A 23,529-nucleotide genomic window follows, 5' to 3' on the forward strand; every position below is an offset into this window, starting at 1 on the left:
CAAGCTCATTCATCGACGGGTCCGGACTGTCAGCTTCCGCCCATGGACTTGCGGATCTCGTCGAGCTTCCTACGGCCGGCTTCCTGACGCTCGTTCCACTGATCGTCGAGATCTCGACCGGCCCGAGATTCCCGGTCCAACTCCTGCGCCCCGACTGCAGTCCCCGAGCGATGGTCCACTTTGTCGCGTACACCGTCCCACGTCGGCACCCCGGATTCGGTGAAATCGCCGATCGTGCCGCCCGCATACCCGCCACCGACACCGCCGTACGAGTCGTCGACCAATTCCGCGTCGATGACGCCAGGCACCGTTCCGCCGAGCGGAGCCCTCGGCGGCGTATCTCCCAGTGGGGAATCCCCTAGTGGTTGGTCCCCGAGTGGCGGATCTCCCAGTGGCTGATCGATCCTCGGCTTCGTGACCTGAGGAACGTCGACGTCGGGCACGGTTCCCGGCGGGACACCTCGATCGGGTCCCGTGGGTTCGGAATCGACAGTGCTCAGCTCAGCGGCCAAAGCCGACGCGGCAGCCGCCACCGGTGCCAACCGAGGACGGCCGGCCACCGCCGCGAGAACGTCGTTCACGACTTGCAGATCCGACGCCGTGCCGTCTACTCCGGTCTCACTCATCCATTGCTCCCGTCACCGTGGGCGTTCGTGACTCCACGCTACGGAACCGACGGTCCGGCCGTCGACGGATCAGCGACGTAGCTCGGCTCCGACGGCGTTGGCTGCGGCGTCGACGGCAGCGTCGCGGGCAGCAGTGGCCTGATCCTCGGTCAACGTGCCGTCGGCACCGCGGAACCGCAGAGCGAACGCCAGCGACTTGCGACCCTCACCGACCTGTTCACCCTCGTAGACGTCGAACAACCGAATCGACTCGAGCAGGTCGCCACCACCGATCGTCAGTGCGGCTTGCACCGACGCCGCAGGTACGGACGCGTCGACCACGACGGCCACGTCCTGCAACACCGCCGGATACGGCGACACCTCGGGAGCAGGGAGCGATTCGACGACGGGCAGAGCGCTCAGACTCAACTCCACGGCGCACGTACGCGGCGGTAAGCCCGCCCGCTCGAGCACCGCCGGATGCAGCTCGCCCGCGTATCCGACGACCTCGCCGTCGAGCAGGACCTCCGCGCATCGACCCGGATGCCACGGAAGATGCTGGGCTGCTCGAAGGTCGACGTGCACTCCGGACGCCTCCGCAACGGTGCGCACCGCAGCGAACGCGTCGGCGGCCTCGGCGGAACGGCCGGGACCCCAGGGACCGGACAACTCACGCTGACCGGTGAGCACCATGCCCACATGCACCGGCTGCGCCGGCAACGAACCGCGCAGCATGGCGATCTGCTCCTCGGTGGGACGACGATCGACCGGCAACGCGTCCACAGCGGCGGTGGCATCGTGGCGGAGAACCACCTGGGCGATGCCGAACAGCGAGACGTCTCGCTGGCCGCGAGAGATATTTCTGCTCAGCATCTCGAGCAGACCGGGAAGCACCGTGGTTGCGAGCTCGGGTCGGTCGGCCTCGAGTGGGTTGAGCACCGAGGTGGTGGCGCGCCGTGGGTCGTCCGCATCGAGACCCCAGGTGTCGAACACGCCCTTGGGCAAGAACACCGGAGGCAACACCTCCACGTATCCGGAGAACGCGAGCGCCTTGCCGACTGCGCGCCTGCGCTTCTGTTCGGCGGTGAGGCCGCGACCTCCCGGGGCCGACGGCAGCACCGACGGGATCTGTTCGAGCCCCTCGAGCCTGAGTACCTCTTCCACCAGGTCCGCGGCCTGCACCAGATCCGGCCGCCACGACGGTGGGGTCACGGTCAGCTGGCCGTGACCGGCGTCGTCGACCGACACCTCGACTCCGCAGCCGATCTGCGTCAACCGTCGGGCAGCGGTGCCGTTGGGGTACTGCACTCCAGCGATTCGGTCCGGCAGATCGAAGTCCATGGTGACCGTGGGGTATTCGGCGGCGTCGCCGATATCGGTCAACACCGGCTCGATCCGGCCGCCGGCGATCTCGACCAGCAACTGTGCTGCCCGATCGAGCGCCGCAACCGGAAGAGCCGAATCCACGGTCCGCTCGAAACGCTTGCTGGCCGCGCTGGAGAGCTTGTGGCGACGACCGGTGCGGAACACCGCGAGCGGGTCGAACGATGCCGCTTCGAGCACGACCTCGCTGGTCGAGTCGTCGACCTCGGTGGACAGGCCGCCCATGACACCGGCCAACGAGATCGCTCCCGATGCGTCGGCGATGACGACGTCCTCGAGATCGAGGGCACGCTCGACGCCGTCCAGGGTGGTCAGCTTCTCCCCCGCATTCGCGCGGCGGACGACCAGATCGCCGTCGAGCTTGGCCGCATCGAACGCGTGCAGCGGCTGACCGAGCTCGTGCAGCACGTAGTTGGTGACATCGACGGCAGCCGAGATCGGGCGAACGCCGGCCAGCAGGAGTCGACGCTGCATCCACCAGGGCGTTTTCGCCGTCGGATCGATACCGACGATCTTGCGCAACGCGAACCGCGACGCACCCGAAGCCGATTCGACGGTGACCGGGCACGCGTCACCGGTGACCTCGGTGGGGACCGTGCGCGCCGGATCGACGAACGGGAGGTCGAAACTGCAGGCAAGTTCACGGGCGAGGCCGCGGACGGAGAATGCGTACCCACGATCGGGGGTCACGTTGAGTTCGATGACCGAGTCCTGCAGCCCGAGAACGGCTTTCGCGTCGTCGCCGGGAGCAGCCGTGCCCTCGGGCAACACGAGAATTCCCGAGTGGTCCTTGCCCAACCCCAATTCGAGCGTCGAGCAGATCATGCCGTTCGAGTTGCGGCCGTACGTCTTTCGCGACGCGATGGCGAATCCCCCCGGCAGGACGCTGCCAGGCAGAGCGGCCACGATCAAATCACCCTCGGCGAAATTCCTGGCGCCACAGACGATTTCCTGCGGCTCGGCGGCTCCGACGTCCACCAGGCAGAAGCGAATCGGCTTCTTGAACTCGGTCAGCTCCTCGATCGAACTCACGCGACCAACCACCAGCGGTCCGGTCACGTTGTCCAGCGACTCGAGTTCCTCGACCTCGAACCCGACCCGCACGAAGCCGGAGTCGAGCTCCTCGGGCGACACGGACCAGTCGGGAGTTCCTGCATGCAGGACCTCGGTCAGCCAGGATTGTGGGACTCGCACGTGCGCTCAGCTCTTTCTTGTATCCGAGAAGAAGTGTGTCTGGGAGGAACGGCCTCAGGCCTGAATGCCGAAGGGCAACGTGAACCTGATGTCGCCCTCGACGATGTCGCGCATGTCCGGGATGTCGTTGCGGAACTGCAGAGTCCGTTCGAGACCCATTCCGAATGCGAATCCGGTGTAGACCTCGGGGTCGATGCCGCTGGCCTGCAACACCTTCGGGTTGACCATTCCGCAGCCACCCCACTCGACCCAACCGGCCCCGCCCTTCTTCTTCGGGAACCACACGTCCACTTCGGCCGACGGCTCGGTGAACGGGAAGTAGTTGGGCCGCATGCGAGTTCGCGTGTCGTTGCCGAACAGCGCCTTGGCGAAGGCATCGAGAGTGCCGCGCAGGTGCGCCATGGTCAAGCCCTTGTCGATGGCGAGTCCCTCGACCTGATGAAAGACCGGAGTATGCGTCGTATCGAGTTCGTCCGTACGGAACGTTCGCCCCGGGCAGACGACGTAGATCGGAACCTCGCGCGAGAGCATCGACCGAACCTGCACCGGGGAGGTGTGGGTGCGCAACACCTGTCGTGAACCCTCGGGTGCGATGTGGAACGTGTCCTGCATCGTGCGCGCGGGGTGGTCGGGCAGGAAGTTCAGCGCATCGAAGTTGAAGTGCTCGGTCTCGACCTCGGGGCCTTCCTCGACCTCCCAACCCATCGCGACGAATACGTCGGCGACCTGTTCGGAAATGATCGTGATGGGGTGCCGGGCACCGAGGGGAGCTCGGTCGGTGGGCAGCGTGACGTCGATGGTTTCTGCCACCAGGATGGCGGCGTCACGCTCGGCCGACAGCGCGGCGCGCCGCTCGTCGAAGGCCGTCTGCACGCGATCGCGGGCTGCCTTGACGCGTTTGCCGGCCTCCGCCTTCTGGTCGCCCGGGATGGAGCCGAGTGCACGCTGCGCCAGCGCCAACGGAGCCTTGCCGCCGACATGATCGATCTTCACCTTGGTCAGTGCATCGAGGTCCGACGCGTCGGCGAACGCCTGCTCGGCCGAGTCCACTGCCGATCCGAGCGCGGACTCCTCGAGAACGCTCGCATCCACCGGCTCGGTTCCGACATCTTTCTTCGCCACGACAGCTGCACTCCTCGAGTAATAGTCGGTGTCTGCCACGAAGGGTCGTTGCGCAAGCTTCACTCCTGCGCAACAAGGGTCGTTGCGCAGGCTTCACTCCTGCGCGGAGCAGACAGGTATCGATCCTAGGCGAGACGCGCTCACCGGGTTTCGGAGCGTCGCTGCACGCGCGCACTCGCATACAGGCAGATCGCCGCGGCGGTTGCCAGATTCAGGCTCTCGGCGCGGCCGTGGATTGGGATTCGAATGCGGTGATCGGCGGCGCGTGTCACGGATTCGGGGAGCCCGTGTGCCTCGTTGCCGAACAACCACGCGGTCGGCTGCGTCAGTAGTTCGTCCGCGTCGTCCAAGTCGACCTCGCCGTCGGCGGCTGTCGCGACGACGGTCAGACCCGCACTGCGCAACGCGTCGATTCCGGCATCGATCGACCGCTCCCGAGCGATGGGCAGATGGAACACGCTGCCGGCAGAGGCGCGAACGCACTTGCCGTTGTGGGGATCCACCGAGTCGCCCAACAGAACGACCGAATCAGCCCCGGCCGCGTCGGCGACTCGAATGACGGTCCCCGCATTGCCCGGCTCGGCCATCTCCACCGGCACGGCCACCAGCCGCGGCGTTCCGGCCAACGCACGGTCGATCGGCACATCGACCAGTTCGGCGACCGCGACGAGCCCCTGCGGTGTGACCGTGTCGGACAGCGACTTCGCAGCACGGTCGGTGATCGGGAAGACTCGCGCTCCCCCGGCCTCGATCGTGGCGATCAGGGCGTGATGACGCTCGAAGGCGTCCGCGGTGAAGAACAACTCGCGGACCAGCCCGGACTTGGCGGCCTCGGACACCGCGTTGAATCCCTCGGCGAGAAACTGCCCGGTCTTCTTGCGCTCCGCGGCCCGCGCGAGCTTGACGGCCGAAACGACCCGCGGTGTTCGCTCGGTCAGCGAATCCACGGGTCGTTTCGGAGTTGTGTCGTCGTACGGCGACTCGCTCAGGCTGCTTCTCCGGCAGGAGCGTTGACATCGGCAGGCAGTGCAGCCTTGGCGATGGCGACCAGGCTCGCGAATGCCGCGGCATCCGACACAGCGAGCTCGGCGAGGATCTTGCGATCCACCTCGACGCCCGCGGCCTTCAGGCCCTGGACGAAGCGGTTGTACGTGATGTCGTTGGCCCGTGCAGCAGCGTTGATACGCGTGATCCACAGCTTGCGGAAATCACCCTTGCGCGCGCGGCGGTCCCGGTACGCATAGGTGAGCGAGTGGAGCTGCTGCTCCTTGGCCTTGGTGTACAGACGTGAGCGCTGTCCGCGGTAGCCCTTGGACGCTTCGAGAATCGAACGGCGCTTCTTCTGGGCGTTGACTGCCCTTTTTACGCGTGCCACTGGTGAATCCTGTCGATCTGGGGGTGTGTGAAACCCCGAGCGGTAATGGGATGAAGCCGACCGTGATCAGTCGGCGGCGGGCCGGATCAGATACCGAGGAGGCGCTTGATCCGAGGCACGTCGGCCTTCTTGACAACGGCGACACCATCGAGGCGACGAGTCACCTTGGTGGGCTTGTGCTCGAGCAGGTGGCGACGGCCGGCCTTCTGGCGCAGGATCTTGCCGCTGCCGGACACCTTGAATCGCTTCTTGGCACCACTGTGGGTCTTCTGCTTGGGCATGAAATCCTCTTCTTCTGTAATAACTCTTCGGTGGTGCATGGCACAGCCGTACAGCGCAGCGGCAATCCTGTGCACCGAAGCCGTTGTAGGGCTGTCTTACTGGTAGAGCACGAGGCTCAGTTGGTCTGGCCCGGAGTAGCCGGAGCCGGTGTGGCCGGTGCCTCGGCAGCCGGAGCTGCATCGGCGGGTTGTTCCGGCGCGGGAGCCGGTGCGCGTTGCGCAGGCGGTGCCGCTGCGCTCTCCTGTGCCTTGACGCGAGTCTTGGCACCCTTGTGCGGAGCCAACACCATGGTCATGTTGCGGCCGTCCTGCTTGGCCGAGGTCTCCACGAAGCCGAGCTCCGCGACGTCCGCGCCCAAGCGCTGCAGCAGACGGAAACCCAGTTCGGGACGCGACTGCTCGCGGCCGCGGAACATGATGGTGACCTTGACCTTCGAGCCGGCTTCGAGGAAGCGAACGACGTTGCGCTTCTTGGTCTCGTAGTCGTGCGCGTCGATCTTGGGGCGGAGCTTCTGCTCCTTGATGACGGTGAGCGTCTGGTTCTTGCGCGATTCGCGCGCCTTCTGCGCAGCCTCGTACTTGAACTTCCCGTAGTCCATGATCTTGCAGACCGGCGGACGTGCGTCGGGAGCTACTTCGACAAGATCGAGGTCGGCTTCGAGAGCCAAGCGGAGTGCATCTTCAACACGCACGATTCCCACCTGTTCACCGCCCGGTCCGACAAGCCGGACCTCGGGAACTCGGATGCGATCGTTGATGCGGGTCTCAGTGCTGATGGGGCCTCCTAGGTAGTGCGGTGTGGTGTGTAACCCGACCGCCTGCCACTGGCACAGCCCGTTGCCGTCATCCTCGACATCCCTCTGCTGCGGTGCACACCGCTGCAAAGAAAAAACCCCGCTCTCGGTGTGAACCGACAGCAGGGCCCGATGTCGACCGGTCGACATGAACGACGATTACCGCCGAACAGTCTCCTCACTGAGAGGAAGCACATCGGAAACCTGTGACAGTGTCCGTCGTGCGACCGGACCGGAAGTAGCATGTTGACGTCTACGTACCGGTGGGAGTCGGGCTCCACTTGCTGCCTCCGTGCGGTGAACTCCATCGTAGAGCGCACGCCGAAGACGGTCGTCGAGTCACACTACCAGCAGATTCCAGAAACGAACAATCCGGTCTCGGAGCCCCGCCTCGTGGACACCGGATTCTCGTCACTGCACGCGGCGTGGGATTCTCGTAGGCATGACCAGCTCCCCCACACCCGACGATGCCGATTCTACGGGCATCCACCCGGCCGACATCGAGCCCGAAGTTCGCGAACTCGCCGAGGTTCCCGCAGTCGAGGTCATCAGCCGAGCAGCAGTCATGTTGATGAGCTCGGCAGCCGAGAAGTTGGGACTCTCCGAGCCGGATCCCGCCGAAAGCCCCTACCTGGACCTCGACGAAGCGCGACGCGTCATCACCGCCCTCGCCGGCCTGGTCACCGCTTCGGTCGAGTACCTCGGGCCCCACGCCGGGCCAATTCGCGACGGGTTGCAGGCACTGCAGCGTGCATTCCGAGAAGCGTCCGCCCACCCCGACGAGCCAGGAAAGGGCCCCGGCGAGAAATACACGGGGCCGGTGCACTGAACGAGAGCGTCGACGACGCCAGAACGACGAACGCCGCAACCGGGTCGCTATCGGTTGCGGCGTTCGTCGTTCCCAAGCGCTATCGGACTGCCGCGACCTTGCGCGGCCTGCGCTTCTTCGCGGCCGTCTTCACCGGTTGCAAGACAACGGACTCACGGGTGAGCGCTTCCTGCAGGAACTTGCCCGTGTAGCTCTCCGGCACAGCCGCCACGGCCTCAGGATCGCCCTGCGCCACCACCATTCCGCCACCGGATCCGCCTTCGGGACCCATGTCGATCACCCAGTCGGAGACCTTGATCACATCGAGGTTGTGCTCGATGACGATCACTGTGTTGCCCTTGTCCACCAGACCGTTCACCACGCCGAGAAGCTTCCGAATGTCCTCGAAGTGCAAGCCGGTCGTCGGCTCGTCGAGAATGTAGACGGTGCGCCCGGTGGATCGCTTCTGCAGTTCCGCCGCCAACTTGACGCGCTGCGCCTCACCACCGGACAACGTGGTTGCCGGTTGCCCGAGCCGCACGTACCCGAGACCGACCTCGACGAGTGTCTTGAGATATCGGTGGATCGACGTGATGGCCTCGAAGAAGTCCGCGGCCTCCTCGATCGGCATGTCCAGCACCTCGGCGATGGTCTTGCCCTTGTAGTGCACTTCGAGGGTTTCCCGGTTGTATCGGGCTCCCTCACAGACCTCGCACGGAACGTAGACGTCCGGGAGGAAGTTCATCTCGATCTTGAGAGTGCCGTCACCTGAACACGCCTCGCAGCGACCGCCCTTGACGTTGAACGAGAACCGTCCGGGCTGGTAGCCGCGCACCTTGGCTTCGGTGGTGGCCGCGAACAACGTCCGAATCTTGTCGAACACTCCGGTGTAGGTCGCCGCGTTGGATCGGGGCGTGCGTCCGATCGGCGACTGGTCGACCCGAACGAGTTTGTCGAGCTGATCGAGTCCGTTGATTCGAGTGTGCCGTCCGGGAACCTGACGAGCACCGTTCAGCTTGTTGGCCATCACGGTCGCAAGAATGTCGTTGACGAGTGTGGACTTGCCCGAACCGGACACCCCGGTGATCGAGGTCAGCACTCCGAGCGGGAAGCTCACGTCGATTCCGCGCAGATTGTGTTCACGGGCACCGACCACGGTCACCTGACGTTTCTTGTCGACGACCCGGCGAGTATCCGGCAGCGGGATCTCCATACGCCCGGACAGATACGCGCCCGTGAGCGACTCGTCGTTGGTCAACAGATCCTCGTAGGAACCGCTGTGTACTACGCGTCCTCCGTGCTCACCGGCCAGCGGCCCGATGTCGACGACCCAATCCGAGGTACGAATGGTGTCTTCGTCGTGCTCGACCACGATCAGCGTGTTTCCGAGGTCGCGCAGCCGAGTCAACGTGTCGATCAGCCGACGGTTGTCCCGCTGATGAAGACCGATCGACGGCTCGTCGAGCACGTAGAGAACGCCGACGAGACCCGATCCGATCTGGGTGGCGAGTCGAATGCGCTGGGCCTCGCCGCCGGACAGCGAGCCGGCCGTTCGAGCCAGCGAGAGGTATTCCAGACCGACGTCCAGCAGAAAGCCGAGGCGAGCCTGCACCTCTTTGAGCACCTGCCCCGCTATCGCCTCCTCGCGTCGACCGAGGGTGAGGCTGTTCAGGAAATTCGCGGTATCGGCGATCGACAGCTCGCAGACCTCGGCAATCGACTTCGGTCCGAAGTCTCCCGCGGCGATCGTCACCGACAGGATCTCGGGCCGCAGCCGGGCACCGTGACAGGTGGGACACGGCACGTCCCGCATGTACCCGTCGTAGCGCTCCTTCATCTGCTCGGATTCCGTCTGTTCGAGACGACGGTGCAGGAACGGCATCACGCCCTCGAATTCGGCGTAGTACGAGCGCGTGCGGCCGTAACGGTTCTTGTACTTCACGTGCACCTGGTGATCGCTGCCCTCGAGGACCGCGCGCTTGACCTTGGCCGGCAGCTTGTTCCACGGCGCGTGCAGGTCGAACCCCATGGCGTCGGCGAGCCCGGACAGCAGGCGGCCGAAGTACTCCGACGTCTGACCCATCGACCACGGTGCGATGGCACCGTCGGCGAGGCTGAGATCGCCGTCGGGAACGACCAGCTCCGGGTCGACCTCCTTGCGAACTCCCAGTCCGACGCAATCGGGGCAGGCGCCGTACGGCGAATTGAAGGAGAAGGATCGTGGTTCGAGATCGTCGATGGACAACGGGTGGCCGTTGGGGCAGGCCAGCTTCTCGGAGAACCGTCGCTCGCGATCGGCCGCGTTCTCATCGCGGTCGACGAAATCAAGGACGACGATACCGTCGGCCAATCGAAGGGCCGTCTCCACCGAATCCGTCAATCGCTGCTTGGAGCTGGACTTGACGGTCAGGCGGTCGACGACGACCTCGATATCGTGCTTCTCCTGCTTCTTGAGCACCGGAGGGCTGGTGAGCTGATGCACGACGCCGTCCACGCGCACCCGGGAGTAGCCCTGGGTGTTGAGGGAATCGAACAGGTCGACGAACTCTCCCTTGCGAGTACGCACCACCGGAGCGAGAACCTGGAACTTGAGGCCCTCCTCCATGTCCAACACCTGATCGACGATCTGCTGCGGAGTCTGCTTCGCGATCTGTTCGCCGCACACAGGGCAGTGCGCCGTGCCGGCGCGGGCATACAGCAGACGGAGGTAGTCGTAGACCTCGGTGATGGTGCCGACCGTCGAACGCGGGTTGCGGTTGGTCGATTTCTGATCGATGGAGACCGCAGGTGACAGACCCTCGATGAAATCGACGTCCGGCTTGTCCATCTGGCCGAGAAATTGCCGTGCATAGGCAGACAGCGACTCCACGTAGCGACGCTGACCTTCGGCGAAGATCGTGTCGAAGGCAAGGGACGATTTGCCCGAACCCGACAGACCTGTGAACACGATCAGCGCATCCCGAGGGAGGTCGATGTCGACTCCTCGCAGATTGTGCTCTCGTGCACCTCGCACTATCAGGCGATCCGCCACTGTGTTCCCTTCTTTCCGAACGAGCACGTCCGATCGAGCAGCTGCGGGCGCAGCACTGCACGATTTCCGAGTCGCGTGATGACGTGTGGTACCGATCCGACAGCCGTGTAGCCGAGGACCCCACGTCGAAAACCTGTCTCGGTGAGGAACGAACCTCACCCGGGACCATGGTAGGTCCAGGCACCGACACACTTTTCCACGTGCGCGACCCCGGCGCCCTGTGCCCGGGCGCCGACGGTAGCGTCCTCGAAATGGACGAGCACCTCATGGTCATCGACGACGACTACAACGGCGTCGTCACACAGGATTCGCCGCCGCAGCGGCGCACGATCCCCGGCGCGACGATCACGAAGATGTCGGTCGGTCCCATGGACAACAACACCTACCTGGTCGTCTGTTCCGCAACGGGCCACTCGCTGCTGATCGACGCGGCGAACGAGGCCGAACGTATCTCGACGCTCATCGACGAGAATGCGCCGACTCTGTCGCTGATCGTGACGACGCATCAGCACGCCGACCACTGGCAGGCCCTCGCCGACATCGCGGGCGGCACGGAGTCACCGACGGCCGCACACGCTCTCGATGCCGAGCCGTTGCCGGTGGCACCGGACCGCCTACTGGCCGATCGAGACACGCTGACGGTGGGCGAACTCACTTTCGAGGTGGTCCACCTGACTGGACACACCCCGGGTTCGATTGCACTCGCTCTGACCGACACCGACGGCACGAGCACCCACCTCTTCACCGGAGATTCCCTCTTCCCCGGCGGGGTCGGCAAAACGGGAAACCCCGAGGATTTCACGCGCCTACTCGATGACGTGACGGCACAGTTGTTCGACCGCTTCGACGACGACACCGTCGTCTATCCGGGCCACGGAAAGGACACCACCCTCGGGGCCGAGCGCCCTCACCTGGCCGAATGGCGCGAACGGGGCTGGTGACGATCAGCGCGCTTGAGACGGCCGAACACGGGGTATGAATGATGTGACAAAAGGACGCACCCCGGTCGGTTTTCCGGCCGCGGTGCGATGTCCGAACGCCGATGACACGAGAAACTACCCAGGAGGCTGTCAATGCTGGTCCGCCGTATCGCCCGTCCGCTGATGTCTACGATCTTCATCTCGGGGGGCATCGATGCACTTCGTAATCCTTCCGGTAGGGCGAAGGCAGCTGCTCCGCTGATCGAGCAGAGCAGAGAGGCCCTCCCCAACGAGGTCACCGCGAACGTGCCGAGCGACCCCGAGACCTTGGTCCGGATCAACGGCGGAATTCAGGTTGTGGGCGGCATTTTGCTGGCCACCGGTAAGGCACCGCGTATCGCGTCGATCGCTCTGGCGGGAAGCCTGGTTCCCACCACGCTCGCCGGGCACGCGTTCTGGAACGAAACCGACCCCGAAGCCAAGGCTGCGCAGCGGATTCACTTCTTCAAGAACCTGAGCCTCCTGGGCGGTCTGCTGATTGCCGCCGTCGACACCGAGGGCAAGCCGTCCGTTGCATGGCGTAGCAAGCGGGCTGCACGCCGCGCCCAGGAGAGCGTCGTCTCGGCACTGCCGGGTCATTCCACCCACGAGACCGGCGAACGCGTCAAGGAAATTGCTTCCATCGCCGCGAGCCGCAGCGCCGATCTCGCCGATGCCGCGCAGCCGAAGCTGGCCAAGTTCGCAGACGCTGCCCAGCCGAAGTTGGCCAAGCTGGCCGACGTCGCTACCGAGAAGGGCTCCGAGCTGGCCGAGGCCGCTCAGCCGACACTGAACCGGTGGGCACACATTGCGGCCGACAAGGGATCTGAACTGGCAGAAGAAGCCCAGAAGCGTGGTTCCAAGCTCGCCGAACTCGCCGCCGACCGCGGCAGCGACCTGGCCGACGCGCAGAAGCGCGGATCCAAGTTCGCCGACAAGGCAGCGCATCGCGGAACCGACTTGGCCGAACTTGCGCAGAAGCGCGGATCCAAGCTCGTCGACGTTGCCGCGGATCGTCGTGGCGAGCTGACGAACGTTGCACAGAAGCGTGCATCCAGGCTCGCCGATGTGGCCGCCGAGAAGGGTTCGATCCTTGCAGACGAGGCCCAGAAGCGCGGCGTCACCTGGGCCGATCTGGCATCCGATCGGGCGGAAACGCTCGGCAAGCGCGCTCGCAAGCGGGCCGAGAAGCAGAGCAAGGAACTCGAGAAGGTGACCGAGCAGGCTCGCGCCAAGCTCGAGAAGCGAGTTGCCAAGGCTCAGAAGAACTTGGACAAGAAGATCCAGCAGTACGCCAAGTAGTCCTTACCAACAGAACGACAGGACGAGCGACACGTTCGCGCACGACGGCCCCGCCCCGGAACTCGAGGTTCTGCGGCGGGGCCGTCGTGCGGCGTAGACTGCTCTGGCTGATTTCGAGGCGATATCTTCGCCTCGGCCGAACTCCCGAGGAGACCCTTTGCCGGACGACGGCCTCACATCGAGCGGCCCCGACGCGCCGATCGAAGAAGATCTCGAGCAAGCGCATCTGACGCGGCTCTACACCCAACTCGACGCGCTTCGCGAATACGCGGCGAATCGATTGAGGGCCGTGCTGTTGGAGACCGGTGGAACCCCGCAGGCTCGAAGCGAACGCGAATCGTTCAACCAGATGTACACCGAGGACATCGCCAAGTACGACGCGGCAGAGAACGGACTGTGCTTCGGGCGTATCGACCTCGATCCCGATTCGCTCGACCCCAAGGTCGATGATCGCCCCGAGCGCTACATCGGCCGCGTCGGAATTCTCGACGACAAGAACGACTACGAGACACTGCTTCTGGACTGGCGAGCTCCGATGGCTCGGCCGTTCTACCTGGCGACCCCGGCGGCTCCGGAGAACGTGTTGCGGCGCAGACACATTCGCACCCGCGGCCGTCGAGTGACGTCGATCGCCGACGAGTTCCTCGATCTGAACTCTGCGCGATCGTCGAGTGATGCCGCCGTGGCAGGTGGCGTTGCGAGCGAGGGTGCGCTGCTCTCGGCACTGGACGCCGCACGTACCGGGCAGATGAACGACATCGTCGAGACGATTCAGAGCGAGCAGGACGCGATCATCCGATCGCAGCATCGCAGTGTGTTGGTGGTTCAGGGCGGGCCAGGGACCGGCAAGACCGCCGTCGCGCTGCATCGCGCCGCTTATCTGCTGTACACCTACCGCCAGCAGCTCGGAAAAAGTGGCGTGCTGATCATCGGACCCAACGCCACGTTCCTCGATTACATCGGTCAGGTGCTGCCATCTCTCGGAGAGACGGGTGTGCTGCTGTCCACGATCGGCGATCTCTACCCGGGAGTGCGCGCACAACGGGAAGATTCGGCCTTGGCGACCGAGGTCAAGGGCAGACTGTCGATGGTCGAGGTGCTGACGCAGGCGGTACGTGACCGTCAGGAAGTCCCTGCGCAGCCGCGTCGACTGAAGTTCGACACCTACGACATCACACTCGACCGCAAGATCGTCACCAGGGCGCGCGGTCGCGCCCGCTCCTCCCGTCGACCACACAACCTGGCTCGGCCGCTGTTCGTGTCCTCGGTCATCGACCAGTTGGCCAATCAATTGGCGGCGAAACTCGGGCAGAACCTCGTCGACGGGTCCAGCCTGCTCAGCGCCGACGACATCGCGGACATGCGCGAGGAGATGCGTGAGGATCAGGACGTGATGGCCGCCGTCGACGAGCTGTGGCCGGATCTGTCTCCGCAGCAGGTTCTCCGCGACCTGTTCGCCTCGCCCGAGAAGATCGCCTCCGCCGCGCCGGCACTGGACGAGGTGGAGCGTGGTGCCCTCGTTCGACGAGGCCACAGCTTCTCGTCGGCCGACGCTCCCCTGCTCGACGAACTCGCCGAGCTGCTCGGCGTCGACGACGCGGCCGAACGCGAACAAGCACAACGTCAATGGCGCGGTCAGATCGCCGATGCCCAGGGTGCCCTGGATATCCTGACCGGTTCGGCACCTCAGGACCTCGAGGACGAACTCGACCCGGAGATCCTGATGGCCTACGACCTCATCGACGCCGATCAGCTTGCGCGCCGACAGAATTCGGGTCAACGGCTCACCACCGCCGAACGAGCTGCCGGTGACCGCACGTGGACCTACGGGCACGTGATCGTCGACGAGGCGCAGGAGCTCTCCGCGATGGCATGGCGAATGGTGATGCGGCGCATACCGAATCGATGGATGACACTGGTTGGCGATACCGCGCAGACCGGTGATCCTGCCGGAACCTCGTCGTGGGGTTCGGTCCTCGAACCGTATGTTGCCCAGCGCTGGAAGCGGACCGAACTGACGGTCAACTATCGGACACCGTCGGAGATCATGGTGGTGGCGCACGATGTCCTGGCCGCGATCGATCCGGAACAATCCGAGCCCCGGTCCATCCGCAGCACCGGAGTGACACCGTGGGCCCAACGAGTAACCGAGGCAGATCTGCTCACGTCAGTGGAGAAGCGCGTCGCCGAGCACCCACGTCCGGGGCTGAGCGCGGTGCTCGTACCGGCCGGTCGCGTCTCCGACTTCCGACACCTGGCATCGGACGTGGTGACCGTGTCGTCGGTCAAGGACGCCAAGGGACTCGAGTTCGATTCGGTCCTCATCGTCGAGCCGTCCGCGATCGTGGCCGAATCGACCAAGGGCATGAACGACCTCTACGTCGCCCTCACTCGCGCTACCCAGCGACTCGGCGTAGTGCACGTGGACGCGCTACCGAAAGAACTCTCGGCGCTGCAGCCTTTCGAGCCCGAAGCCTAGAGATCCACACACGCGAACGGCCCGCTCCATCGAATCGATGGAGCGGGCCGTTCGTCCGTGCAGCGTGAAATCAGCGGACAGTGTGCACGATCAGCACATCGCAGGTGGACTTGCGGGCGGCGTCCGACGGGACCGATCCCAACAGGCGGCCGGTCAGCGAGTTCAGGCCGCGGTTACCGACGACGAGAAGGTCGCCTTTCACCTCGTCCACGAGAGCGAGCAGCGACTCGACGGGAGCGCCGACGATGGCCTTCTCCTCGATGTTCTTCGCACCGGCCTTGGTGGCGTGTTCCCGCGCCGTGCGCAAGATCTCGCGCGTCGGTGCCGATCCGGTGATCTGGTAGGCGTCCTCGCGCAATGCGTCGGCAGCAGCGGACGTGTCCTTCGGATCTGCCGGGTAGTACGCACAAGCGATCACCAGGGTGGCATCGGCGTCTCCCGCCAGAGCCGCGGCTTTCTCCACTGCCCGCAGTGACGATTCGGAGCCATCGGTCCCGACGACGACGGTGCGGTAGGCGCTCATTCATTCCTCCATTTGTCGGTCACACACAGATGTGACACTTCTGTTCGAACTCGATTGGTGCAAGTCACAGGACCGAAAGACGTGGTCCGGGGACTGATTCGCTGACATTAGCCGGAACCGGCCGATCGGCACGTGAACTTGGGGAACAACACGATCCGCGTCACTCACATACATTGGTTTCCATGCCGATTCCCCGCCCGCCACTGTCGAGACGGGCCATGACTGTCGGTGCCGCCGTGATTGCGGTTCTGGCGATAGCCGCCCTCGCATTCGTCTTCCTCCCCCAGGATTCGAGCGCCGACACGACCACGCGTGATGCGCGCATCACGCTACCGGAGAGCCCTGGGTCGACGGACACCGTCGACATCGACGCGCGGCTGTACGCCCCGGTGCTCACTCCAGCGCCGACGGTGCTTCTGGCCCACGGTTTCGGCGGCAGCAAGGATTCGGTCGACGGTGAGGCCCGCGACCTCGCGGCTCGCGGGTACACCGTCCTGGCCTACAGCGCACGCGGGTTCGGCGACAGCACCGGCTCGATCTCGATCAACGACCCCGACCGCGAGGTCGCCGACGCACGCGGACTGATCGACTGGCTCGCCGACCAACCCGAGGTGGAACTCGACGCTCCCGGCGATCCTCACATCGGTGTCGCCGGCGGATCGTACGGCGGCGCACTGGCACTGAGCGCCGGCGGCACCGACCCTCGCGTCGACTCCATCGCTGCTGCGATCACCTGGAACGATCTCGGTCAGGCGCTGTTTCCCAATTACGGCGTGACGTCCACCGAGGGTCGAGAAGCCCTCGACAACGGCACCACTCCCGCTGCGGCACCGTACGGCGGCCCGGGTGTCCTCAAGCGTGGATGGGCCGGAGTGTTCTTCGGAGCGGGTGCCGCGAGCACACCGCCCGGGGGGACCGGAAACGACAGCAGTCCAAGCACCGAAGCATCGACTGCGGACGGTGCATCTGCATGCGGCAGGTTCGCCCCCGAGTTCTGCGACGCCTACGTCCAATCTGCGGTGACAGGGATCCCCAGCCAACAGCTGCTCGATCTGCTGACGGCCCACTCTCCCGTCGCGGTGGCGTCGAACATCACCGCACCGACGTTGTTGGTTCAAGGCACCCAGGACACCCTGTTCGGAGTGGATCAGGCCGACGCCACGGCGCGGCAGATCGCGGCCGCCGGAGGAAGCGTCACTGTTCGGTGGTTCGACGGAGGACACGACGCAGGCGGGACGAACGAGACGAGCGATCGAGCCGTCGCCGACTTCTTCGACGCGACGCTGCGAGACTCCGGCATCGCCCCCGACTCGGACTCCGGCGCCGGCAGTGAGCCGTTCGTCTACTCCACTCAGCGTGCAGTCGACGACCGCGGCGGCGACCGCGACCGCGACCGGCGAATGACCGCTCCCGATTACCCGGGGCTGACCCCCGCGTCCGATCCCACGGAGACCAGGTCGGTGACGTTCGCCGCCACGGCTGAGAACCAGTCGATCATTCGTCCACCCGGCGCGTCACCCTCGGCGATCTCGTCGATACCCGGTCTGGGCTCGGTGCTCTCGACTCTCGGATCGACTGGGGCCGGTGCGGCCCTCACCGCCGACCTGCCGGGCCAGTCGGCAACGTTTACCAGCGATCCCGTCGATTCCACCGTGACGATCACCGGCACCCCGCGGGTGAATCTGCGCGTGGCGTCGCTGGCCTCGCCGGGGCAATCGGTGTTGTTCGCGAAGCTCTACGACGTTGCACCGAACGGCACGAGAACGCTTCCGGGTGGTGCGGTCTCGGCGATCCGCCTTCCCGACACCGACGGCATCGATCCTGTCGAGGTCACCGTTGCGCTACCGGGCATCAGCTATGTAGTCCAGCAGGGTCATCGCCTCGAACTGAGCATCTCCACGACCGATCAGGCCTATGCCGTTCCGCTCGAACCGGCGCAGTTCAGCGTGGCCATGACCGACGACACCATCGTGTTGCCCACCGTCCCCGCCGTGGCCAGCGCGAACAGCACCGTACCGGTGGCACCGCTGATCGGCATCGGAGTCGTCCTGCTCGCAGTCGCCGGTGCAATCGTGGCCGGAGTCGTGCGGACCAGGCGTCGTGCAGTCGCCGAGGTGGACGAGGACCTGATCGATACTCCCCTGGTGATCACCGATCTGGCGAAGACGTACTCGAACGGCTTCCGCGCCGTCGACGGCGTCAGCTTCGAGGTGAAGCAAGGCCAGGTTCTCGGTCTCCTCGGGCCCAACGGAGCGGGGAAGACCACAACCCTGCGCATGTTGATGGGCCTGATCACGCCCAGCGGTGGCGACATCCGCGTCTTCGGCCACAAGGTGACGCCCGGTGCCCCGGTGCTGTCGAGGTTGGGCTCGTTCGTCGAGGGGTCCGGGTTCCTGCCGCACCTGACCGGGACGCAGAATCTGCGCCTCTACTGGGAAGCGACAGGCCGACCGATCGAGGACGCTCATCTCGAGGAAGCCCTCGAGATTGCCGACCTGGGCACCGCGATCGAACGCAAGGTCAAGTCCTACAGCCAGGGCATGCGACAGCGGCTCGCGATCGCCCAGGCCATGCTGGGGCTGCCGGATCTGATGGTCCTCGACGAACCGACCAACGGACTCGACCCACCGCAGATCAGGACGATGCGCGATGTGCTGATCAACTACGCGAAGACCGGACGAACCGTGTTGGTGTCGAGCCATCTGCTCGCCGAAGTGGAGCAGACCTGTACCCATGTGGTCGTCATGAATCGCGGATCGGTGATCAGTTCCGGCACCGTCCGCGAACTCACTGCGGCAGGCGGACAGACGGAGATCAGAGTCGACGACGCCACCCGCGCTCGGTCGGTACTCGACGCCTCGGGCCATGACGGCGCAGTGATCGTCGACGACGGCACCGTGACCGTCGACCTGACCGACGCGGACTCCGCCGTCGTGATCAGGGAGCTCGTCACCGCTGGGGTCTCGGTGCGCGGATTCTCGCAATCGACGCGCCTGGAAGACGTGTTCCTCGACCTCGTCCATCGTGACACCCCGGGATCTGCCATCGGCGACACCCCAGGCTCTGCCATCAAGGAGTCCGACACCAGCAAGGATCGCTCATGAGCACCACGCATGCCGACGGGCGCGCTGCCGGGTACACCGGCGGCAGCACCTTGCCGTTCCGTACCGAGTTGCGCAGGCAACTGGGACGTCGTCGTACTCAGCTGGCCATCGGCTTCCTGGCCCTGCTGCCGGTGATCCTGGCCATTGCCTTCACCGTCGGCAGCTCGAATGCGGACTCCGATGCCGACGGACTCATCGAGCTGGGCACTCGCGGAGGCATGAACTTCACGATCTTCGCTCTGTTCATGTCCGTGGGATTCCTGCTGATCGTGGTGGTGGCCCTGTTCTTCGGCGACTCGGTCGCAAGCGAAGCCTCGTGGTCGAGTCTCCGATACCTGCTGGCCATTCCGGTGCCTCGAAGTCGTCTGCTGACGCAGAAGGCCTTGGTGTCGGCGACGCTGTCCAGCGCTGCGATCGTGGTGCTCGTCGTGGTGTCACTGTTGATAGGCACCGTGCTGTACGGCGCGGAGTCGCTGATCACCCCGCTGGGCGAGGGATTGCCCTACGGCACCGCGCTGGTGCGGCTGCTGATCGCGGTCGCTTACATCGGCATCAATCTGCTCTGGGTGGCCGGCCTGGCAATGCTGCTGTCGGTTCTCACCGACGCCCCTCTCGGGGCCGTCGGCGGCGCGGTGATGACGTCGATTCTGATGCAGATTCTCGATCAGATCACCGCACTCGGATCATTACGCAATTACCTACCGGGGCACTACGCCAATTCGTGGATCGATGCATTCGGCACGAGCATCGACTGGAACGACATGGTGGTCGGCTCGTTCTCGGCCATCGCATACGCGGCTCTGTTCGGGCTGATCGCGTGGCGTCGTTTCGGCACCAAGGACATCACCAGCTGAGACGAACTACTTCTTCTTGATCGCAGGCCCGAAGACGCCTTCGGGAATGGCACCCTGGCCGACGATCGACTCGCGCCACGGCGTAGCGAGCGATACCAGCCGAGCGGCACCGTCCTCGCCGAGCGCGGCCCACGGAGCCAGAGCGAGGTCGTTGGTGATGTCCTCGACCAGGGTGCGGAGGTCCTTGCCGTCCTGGGTCAATGCGCCGTCGGCCGTCAGCAGTTCACGATCGGACAGGGACGCGACCGCCTCGTCCCACTGCTCGCTCGACCAGCCACGACGCTTACGCGCGAACTCCTTCTCGAAGCCGTAGCCGGTGGCAGTGTGGGTGATCAGCGCGTCCAAGCCGTTCAATCCCGCCGTCTGCAGTGCTGCAATGTGGCCGTCGCCGCGATATTCGCGGATCAGGGTGAGCGCATGCCACAGCACCAGATGCGGTGCGCTGGGCCAGTCGAGCTCGGCGTACGCCGCATACAGGGGTCGACCGTCGTCACCGGGAATTCCGCGGGCCGCGATCGACGCCAAATCGGCGGCCTCGGCCATGTCGGCGGACGTCAGAACCTCGGGTCCGAGCAGTCGCCCGAAGGCGGCATCGAGAGTGGCGTACCGGATGGTCATGATCTCGTCGGGTGACGCGATGTCCCAGGCGGCGGGGATGAGCGGTGCCACCAGCTCCCGATTGAAGTTGTAGAACGTGGCGGTGACGACACCGGCACCGACCCTTCCCAGGGGCGCTGCCCGGCCCGCGAAGTAACAGGCCCTCGGCGGCAACCCGGTGGCGACCAGCGCGTCCTGCGTCTCCGGTAGGAAATAGGTCATCGAGTGAATCAATTCGAGCGCGCGCGAGGTGCGGCCGGCAGTGGTTGCGTCCATCACTGAACCGTAACCGAGCCATTCGACGTCTATGCGCAGGCTCCACCCGGCTATTTGAGGCCGGCCGCATCCATCCCGCGCAGTTCCTTCTTCAGATCCTGGATCTCGTCTCGCAGCCGGCCGGCGAGCTCGAATTTGAGCTCACGTGCGGCATTCATCATTTGATCGGTCATGTTCTTGATCAGGTCGGCCAGCTCGGCCCGCGGCATCGACGACACGTCCTGGCCCTCGTACACACCGGTGCTGACCGATCTGCCGGCTTCGCCCTGCGCTCGTCGTCCACGGCTGGCGTTGCGACCGGATCCACCGATCTCGACGACGTTGTCGGTGTCCTCAGCTTCCTGATACACCTGGTCGAGAATGTCGGCGATCTTCTTGCGGAGCGGCTGCGGATCGACTCCCCTCTCCTTGTTGTACGCAATCTGCTTTTCGCGTCGACGCTCGGTCTCCTCGATCGCATAGGTCATCGAGTCGGTCATCTTGTCGGCGTACATGTGTACTTCACCGGAGACGTTTCGCGCGGCACGACCGATTGTCTGGATAAGGCTGGTACCGCTGCGCAGGAACCCTTCCTTGTCGGCATCGAGAATCGCCACCAGTGACACTTCCGGGAGGTCGAGACCCTCGCGGAGCAGGTTGATGCCCACCAGTACGTCGTATTCGCCCAGTCGAAGTTGCCGGAGCAGCTCGACTCGTCGCAGCGTATCGATATCGGAGTGCAGGTAGCGGACGCGAATACCCAGCTCGAGCAAGTAGTCGGTCAGATCCTCCGACATCTTCTTGGTCAGTGTGGTCACGAGTACACGCTCGTCCTTCTCCGCGCGTTCCCGGATCTGGTGCACCAGGTCGTCGATCTGACCCTTGGTCGGCTTGATCACGACCTTCGGGTCGACCAGTCCGGTAGGACGGATAACCTGCTCGACGAACTCTCCCCCGGTCTGCCCCAGCTCGTACTTTCCCGGAGTTGCCGAGAGGTAGACCGTCTGACCGATGCGCTGAGTGAACTCTTCCCACGTCAACGGTCGGTTGTCGGTCGCGGACGGCAGGCGGAACCCGAAATCGACGAGGTTGCGCTTGCGCGACATGTCGCCCTCGTACATGGCACCGATCTGTGGCACCGTCACGTGAGACTCGTCGATGACGAGCAGAAAGTCCTCGGGGAAGTAGTCGATCAGTGTGGCTGGTGCGGTGCCCGCCCCGCGGCCGTCGATATGCCGCGAATAGTTCTCGATACCCGAGCAGAACCCGACCTGTTTGATCATCTCCAGGTCGTATTGCGTCCGCATTCGCAACCTCTGGGCTTCGAGCAGTTTGCCTTTGCCTTCCAGTTCCGCCAGACGAGCCTCGAGTTCGGCTTCGATGTCCTTGACTGCTCGTTCCATCCGCTCCGGACCGGCGACGTAGTGCGTGGCCGGGAAGATGCGTACCGAATCGACCTGTCGGACGATGTCCCCGGTCAGCGGGTGCAAGTAATAGAGCGCTTCGATTTCGTCGCCGAAGAACTCGATGCGAATCGCCAGCTCCTCGTAGGAGGGAATGATCTCGACGGTATCGCCGCGAACCCGGAAAGATCCGCGGGTGAACGCCATGTCGTTGCGGGTGTACTGCACGTCGACCAACAGCCGCAGCAGCGCATCGCGCTGGACCTCGACGTTGACCTCGAGCTCGATGGACCGGTCGACGTAGGACTGCGGCGTACCGAGACCGTAGATGCACGACACCGATGCGACCACGACCACGTCACGGCGCGACAGCAACGATGCCGTCGCCGAGTGCCGCAGACGCTCGACGTCGTCGTTGATGGACGAATCCTTCTCGATGTAGGTATCGGTCTGGGCGATGTACGCCTCGGGCTGGTAGTAGTCGTAGTACGAGACGAAGTACTCGACGGCGTTGTTGGGCAACATGTCTCGAAGCTCGTTGGCCAACTGCGCGGCCAAGGTCTTGTTCGGTGCCATCACCAACGTCGGACGTTGCAACTTCTCGATGAGCCACGCGGTGGTGGCCGACTTGCCGGTACCCGTGGCACCGAGCAACACGATGTCCTTCTCGTCGGCCTTGACCCGGCGTTCCAGCTCCGCAATAGCTGTCGGCTGGTCACCGGCCGGGGTGTGCTCGCTGACGACCTCGAACGCCGGACCGGTGCGCTCGATCGCGCCCACCGGACGGTGTTCGGAGTGCGCGACAACGGGATGTTCGGATGCAAACGCCATTACCCAAGCCTAGACGCGACCCCCGACAAGTTCCGTCGGACCAACCGGGCCGGTCGGTTCCCGGTAGCTTCTACAGGCATGGCCGCCCAGATGTCAGCCGATACACACCTCGAGGTTCATGCCCCGAAACACGAGACGTTCGACCTCGCATCTCGCACGAACACCGATCCGAAGGGCTTCGTGAGAGATGTCGACGAGTACCGCGTCGAACCGTGGGGGCTGTACATGGCCCGCCCCTCGGACCACGCGCATTTCGACTACCTCGAGTCCTGGCTACTGCCCGCGCTCGGGCTCCGAGCCTCGGTGTTCCACTACCTCCCTGCACATGCGCGCGACCAGGACTATTACGTCGACATCGGCGAGTACACCGCCGGTGCCACCCGATGGACATCCATCGACCACTACCTCGACCTCAGCGTTCGTACCGGCCGCGATTACGACCTGCTGGACGTCGACGAATTGTTCGACGCCAGGGTGGCGCAACACCTCGACACCCCCACGGCCGAGCTCGCGCTGTCCCGATCGATCACGGCCATCGAAGGACTGACGCGGCACGACTACGACCTGAACGCGTGGCTCGCGTCCATAGGAATGCCGACCGAATGGAACGGCAAGCCCTCCTGAGTCCG

At 64.8% G+C, this 23,529-nt stretch carries 18 protein-coding genes; 7 read left to right on the forward strand and 11 right to left on the reverse strand.

All coding sequences use genetic code 11. The features are described from left to right. Positions 1-29: 29 nt before the first annotated feature. From ACIGGF_RS00070 to infC, 7 genes are all read right to left on the reverse strand, one after another. Positions 30-626 (reverse strand): hypothetical protein, encoded by a 597-nt coding sequence (locus ACIGGF_RS00070; protein WP_397519433.1) that lies wholly within the window; start codon positions 624-626, stop codon positions 30-32. A gap of 69 nt (positions 627-695) precedes the next feature. Continuing rightward, the gene (pheT, locus tag ACIGGF_RS00075) at positions 696-3,182 is read right to left on the reverse strand and encodes a phenylalanine--tRNA ligase subunit beta (protein ID WP_397519434.1); all 2,487 of its coding nucleotides are present in this window, start codon (positions 3,180-3,182) and stop codon (positions 696-698) included. A 54-nt stretch (positions 3,183-3,236) separates the two neighbouring features. Continuing rightward, complete coding sequence (pheS, locus tag ACIGGF_RS00080) at positions 3,237-4,304, reverse strand: phenylalanine--tRNA ligase subunit alpha (RefSeq protein ID WP_397519435.1); 1,068 nt, start codon at positions 4,302-4,304, stop codon at positions 3,237-3,239. 140 nt (positions 4,305-4,444) lie between these two features. Beyond that, the gene (locus ACIGGF_RS00085; RefSeq protein WP_397519436.1) at positions 4,445-5,251 is read right to left on the reverse strand and encodes a TrmH family RNA methyltransferase; all 807 of its coding nucleotides are present in this window, start codon (positions 5,249-5,251) and stop codon (positions 4,445-4,447) included. A gap of 38 nt (positions 5,252-5,289) precedes the next feature. Continuing rightward, positions 5,290-5,679 (reverse strand): 50S ribosomal protein L20, encoded by a 390-nt coding sequence (gene rplT, locus ACIGGF_RS00090; RefSeq protein WP_032378959.1) that lies wholly within the window; start codon positions 5,677-5,679, stop codon positions 5,290-5,292. A gap of 86 nt (positions 5,680-5,765) precedes the next feature. Next, positions 5,766-5,960: a 50S ribosomal protein L35 gene (rpmI, locus tag ACIGGF_RS00095; protein ID WP_008715923.1), complete on the reverse strand. Its 195-nt coding sequence runs from the start codon at positions 5,958-5,960 to the stop codon at positions 5,766-5,768. A 116-nt stretch (positions 5,961-6,076) separates the two neighbouring features. Continuing rightward, positions 6,077-6,736: a translation initiation factor IF-3 gene (infC, locus tag ACIGGF_RS00100; RefSeq protein WP_397519819.1), complete on the reverse strand. Its 660-nt coding sequence runs from the start codon at positions 6,734-6,736 to the stop codon at positions 6,077-6,079. A 460-nt stretch (positions 6,737-7,196) separates the two neighbouring features. Between infC and ACIGGF_RS00105 the strand changes: the two genes are divergently transcribed. Continuing rightward, on the forward strand, positions 7,197-7,583 hold the full coding sequence (locus tag ACIGGF_RS00105; RefSeq protein WP_397519437.1) for a DUF1844 domain-containing protein: 387 nt from the start codon (positions 7,197-7,199) through the stop codon (positions 7,581-7,583). 79 nt (positions 7,584-7,662) lie between these two features. Here the strand turns inward: ACIGGF_RS00105 and uvrA are convergent, their stop codons facing one another. Beyond that, entirely contained in the window at positions 7,663-10,593 is a 2,931-nt protein-coding gene (gene uvrA / locus ACIGGF_RS00110) for an excinuclease ABC subunit UvrA (RefSeq protein ID WP_397519438.1), read from the reverse strand. Between the two features lie 251 nt (positions 10,594-10,844). Here uvrA and ACIGGF_RS00115 point away from each other — a divergent pair, with 251 nt between their 5' ends. The 3 genes from ACIGGF_RS00115 (at position 10,845) to ACIGGF_RS00125 (ending at position 15,333) form a co-directional block, all read left to right on the forward strand. Beyond that, complete coding sequence (locus ACIGGF_RS00115) at positions 10,845-11,534, forward strand: MBL fold metallo-hydrolase (protein WP_397519820.1); 690 nt, start codon at positions 10,845-10,847, stop codon at positions 11,532-11,534. Positions 11,535-11,666: 132 nt separating this feature from the next. Then, entirely contained in the window at positions 11,667-12,854 is a 1,188-nt protein-coding gene (locus tag ACIGGF_RS00120) for a DoxX family membrane protein (protein WP_397519439.1), read from the forward strand. Between the two features lie 157 nt (positions 12,855-13,011). Beyond that, positions 13,012-15,333: a HelD family protein gene (locus tag ACIGGF_RS00125; protein ID WP_397519440.1), complete on the forward strand. Its 2,322-nt coding sequence runs from the start codon at positions 13,012-13,014 to the stop codon at positions 15,331-15,333. A gap of 70 nt (positions 15,334-15,403) precedes the next feature. Here the strand turns inward: ACIGGF_RS00125 and ACIGGF_RS00130 are convergent, their stop codons facing one another. Beyond that, positions 15,404-15,856, reverse strand: a complete 453-nt coding sequence (locus tag ACIGGF_RS00130; RefSeq protein ID WP_032378962.1) for a universal stress protein — start codon at positions 15,854-15,856, stop codon at positions 15,404-15,406. A gap of 182 nt (positions 15,857-16,038) precedes the next feature. Here ACIGGF_RS00130 and ACIGGF_RS00135 point away from each other — a divergent pair, with 182 nt between their 5' ends. After that, positions 16,039-18,960, forward strand: coding sequence for an alpha/beta fold hydrolase (locus ACIGGF_RS00135; RefSeq protein WP_397519441.1), 2,922 nt, complete (start codon positions 16,039-16,041; stop codon positions 18,958-18,960). Further along, a complete protein-coding gene (locus tag ACIGGF_RS00140) occupies positions 18,957-19,814 on the forward strand; it encodes an ABC transporter permease (protein ID WP_397519442.1) in 858 nt (285 codons plus the stop codon). The genes ACIGGF_RS00135 and ACIGGF_RS00140 overlap by 4 nt, the downstream gene beginning before the upstream one ends. Before the next feature lie 6 nt (positions 19,815-19,820). Here ACIGGF_RS00140 and ACIGGF_RS00145 read toward each other — a convergent pair whose 3' ends face one another. After that, the gene (locus ACIGGF_RS00145; RefSeq protein WP_397519443.1) at positions 19,821-20,687 is read right to left on the reverse strand and encodes a hypothetical protein; all 867 of its coding nucleotides are present in this window, start codon (positions 20,685-20,687) and stop codon (positions 19,821-19,823) included. 50 nt (positions 20,688-20,737) lie between these two features. Next, positions 20,738-22,900 carry an excinuclease ABC subunit UvrB gene (gene uvrB, locus ACIGGF_RS00150; RefSeq protein ID WP_397519444.1) on the reverse strand — a complete coding sequence of 721 codons (2,163 nt, stop codon included), beginning with the start codon at positions 22,898-22,900 and terminating at the stop codon, positions 20,738-20,740. A 90-nt stretch (positions 22,901-22,990) separates the two neighbouring features. Here uvrB and ACIGGF_RS00155 point away from each other — a divergent pair, with 90 nt between their 5' ends. Then, positions 22,991-23,524, forward strand: coding sequence for a DUF402 domain-containing protein (locus tag ACIGGF_RS00155; protein ID WP_397519821.1), 534 nt, complete (start codon positions 22,991-22,993; stop codon positions 23,522-23,524). The last annotated feature ends 5 nt before the right edge of the window (positions 23,525-23,529 follow it).

Origin of the sequence: Rhodococcus sp. NPDC078407 (genome assembly GCF_044542515.1) — a bacterium.
Lineage (GTDB): Bacteria > Actinomycetota > Actinomycetes > Mycobacteriales > Mycobacteriaceae > Rhodococcoides.

Bases quoted from the DNA above. Each gene is read 5' to 3' on its own strand.
- ACIGGF_RS00070 (WP_397519433.1), bottom strand. From the start codon at position 626: ATGAGTGAGACCGGAGTAGACGGCACGGCGTCGGATCTGCAAGTCGTG.
- rpmI (WP_008715923.1), bottom strand. From the start codon at position 5,960: ATGCCCAAGCAGAAGACCCACAGTGGTGCCAAGAAGCGATTCAAGGTG.
- ACIGGF_RS00105 (WP_397519437.1), top strand. From the start codon at position 7,197: ATGACCAGCTCCCCCACACCCGACGATGCCGATTCTACGGGCATCCAC.
- ACIGGF_RS00115 (WP_397519820.1), top strand. From the start codon at position 10,845: ATGGACGAGCACCTCATGGTCATCGACGACGACTACAACGGCGTCGTC.
- ACIGGF_RS00120 (WP_397519439.1), top strand. From the start codon at position 11,667: ATGCTGGTCCGCCGTATCGCCCGTCCGCTGATGTCTACGATCTTCATC.
- ACIGGF_RS00130 (WP_032378962.1), bottom strand. From the start codon at position 15,856: ATGAGCGCCTACCGCACCGTCGTCGTCGGGACCGATGGCTCCGAATCG.
- ACIGGF_RS00135 (WP_397519441.1), top strand. From the start codon at position 16,039: ATGCCGATTCCCCGCCCGCCACTGTCGAGACGGGCCATGACTGTCGGT.
- ACIGGF_RS00140 (WP_397519442.1), top strand. From the start codon at position 18,957: ATGAGCACCACGCATGCCGACGGGCGCGCTGCCGGGTACACCGGCGGC.
- ACIGGF_RS00145 (WP_397519443.1), bottom strand. From the start codon at position 20,687: ATGGACGCAACCACTGCCGGCCGCACCTCGCGCGCGCTCGAATTGATT.
- uvrB (WP_397519444.1), bottom strand. From the start codon at position 22,900: ATGGCGTTTGCATCCGAACATCCCGTTGTCGCGCACTCCGAACACCGT.
- ACIGGF_RS00155 (WP_397519821.1), top strand. From the start codon at position 22,991: ATGTCAGCCGATACACACCTCGAGGTTCATGCCCCGAAACACGAGACG.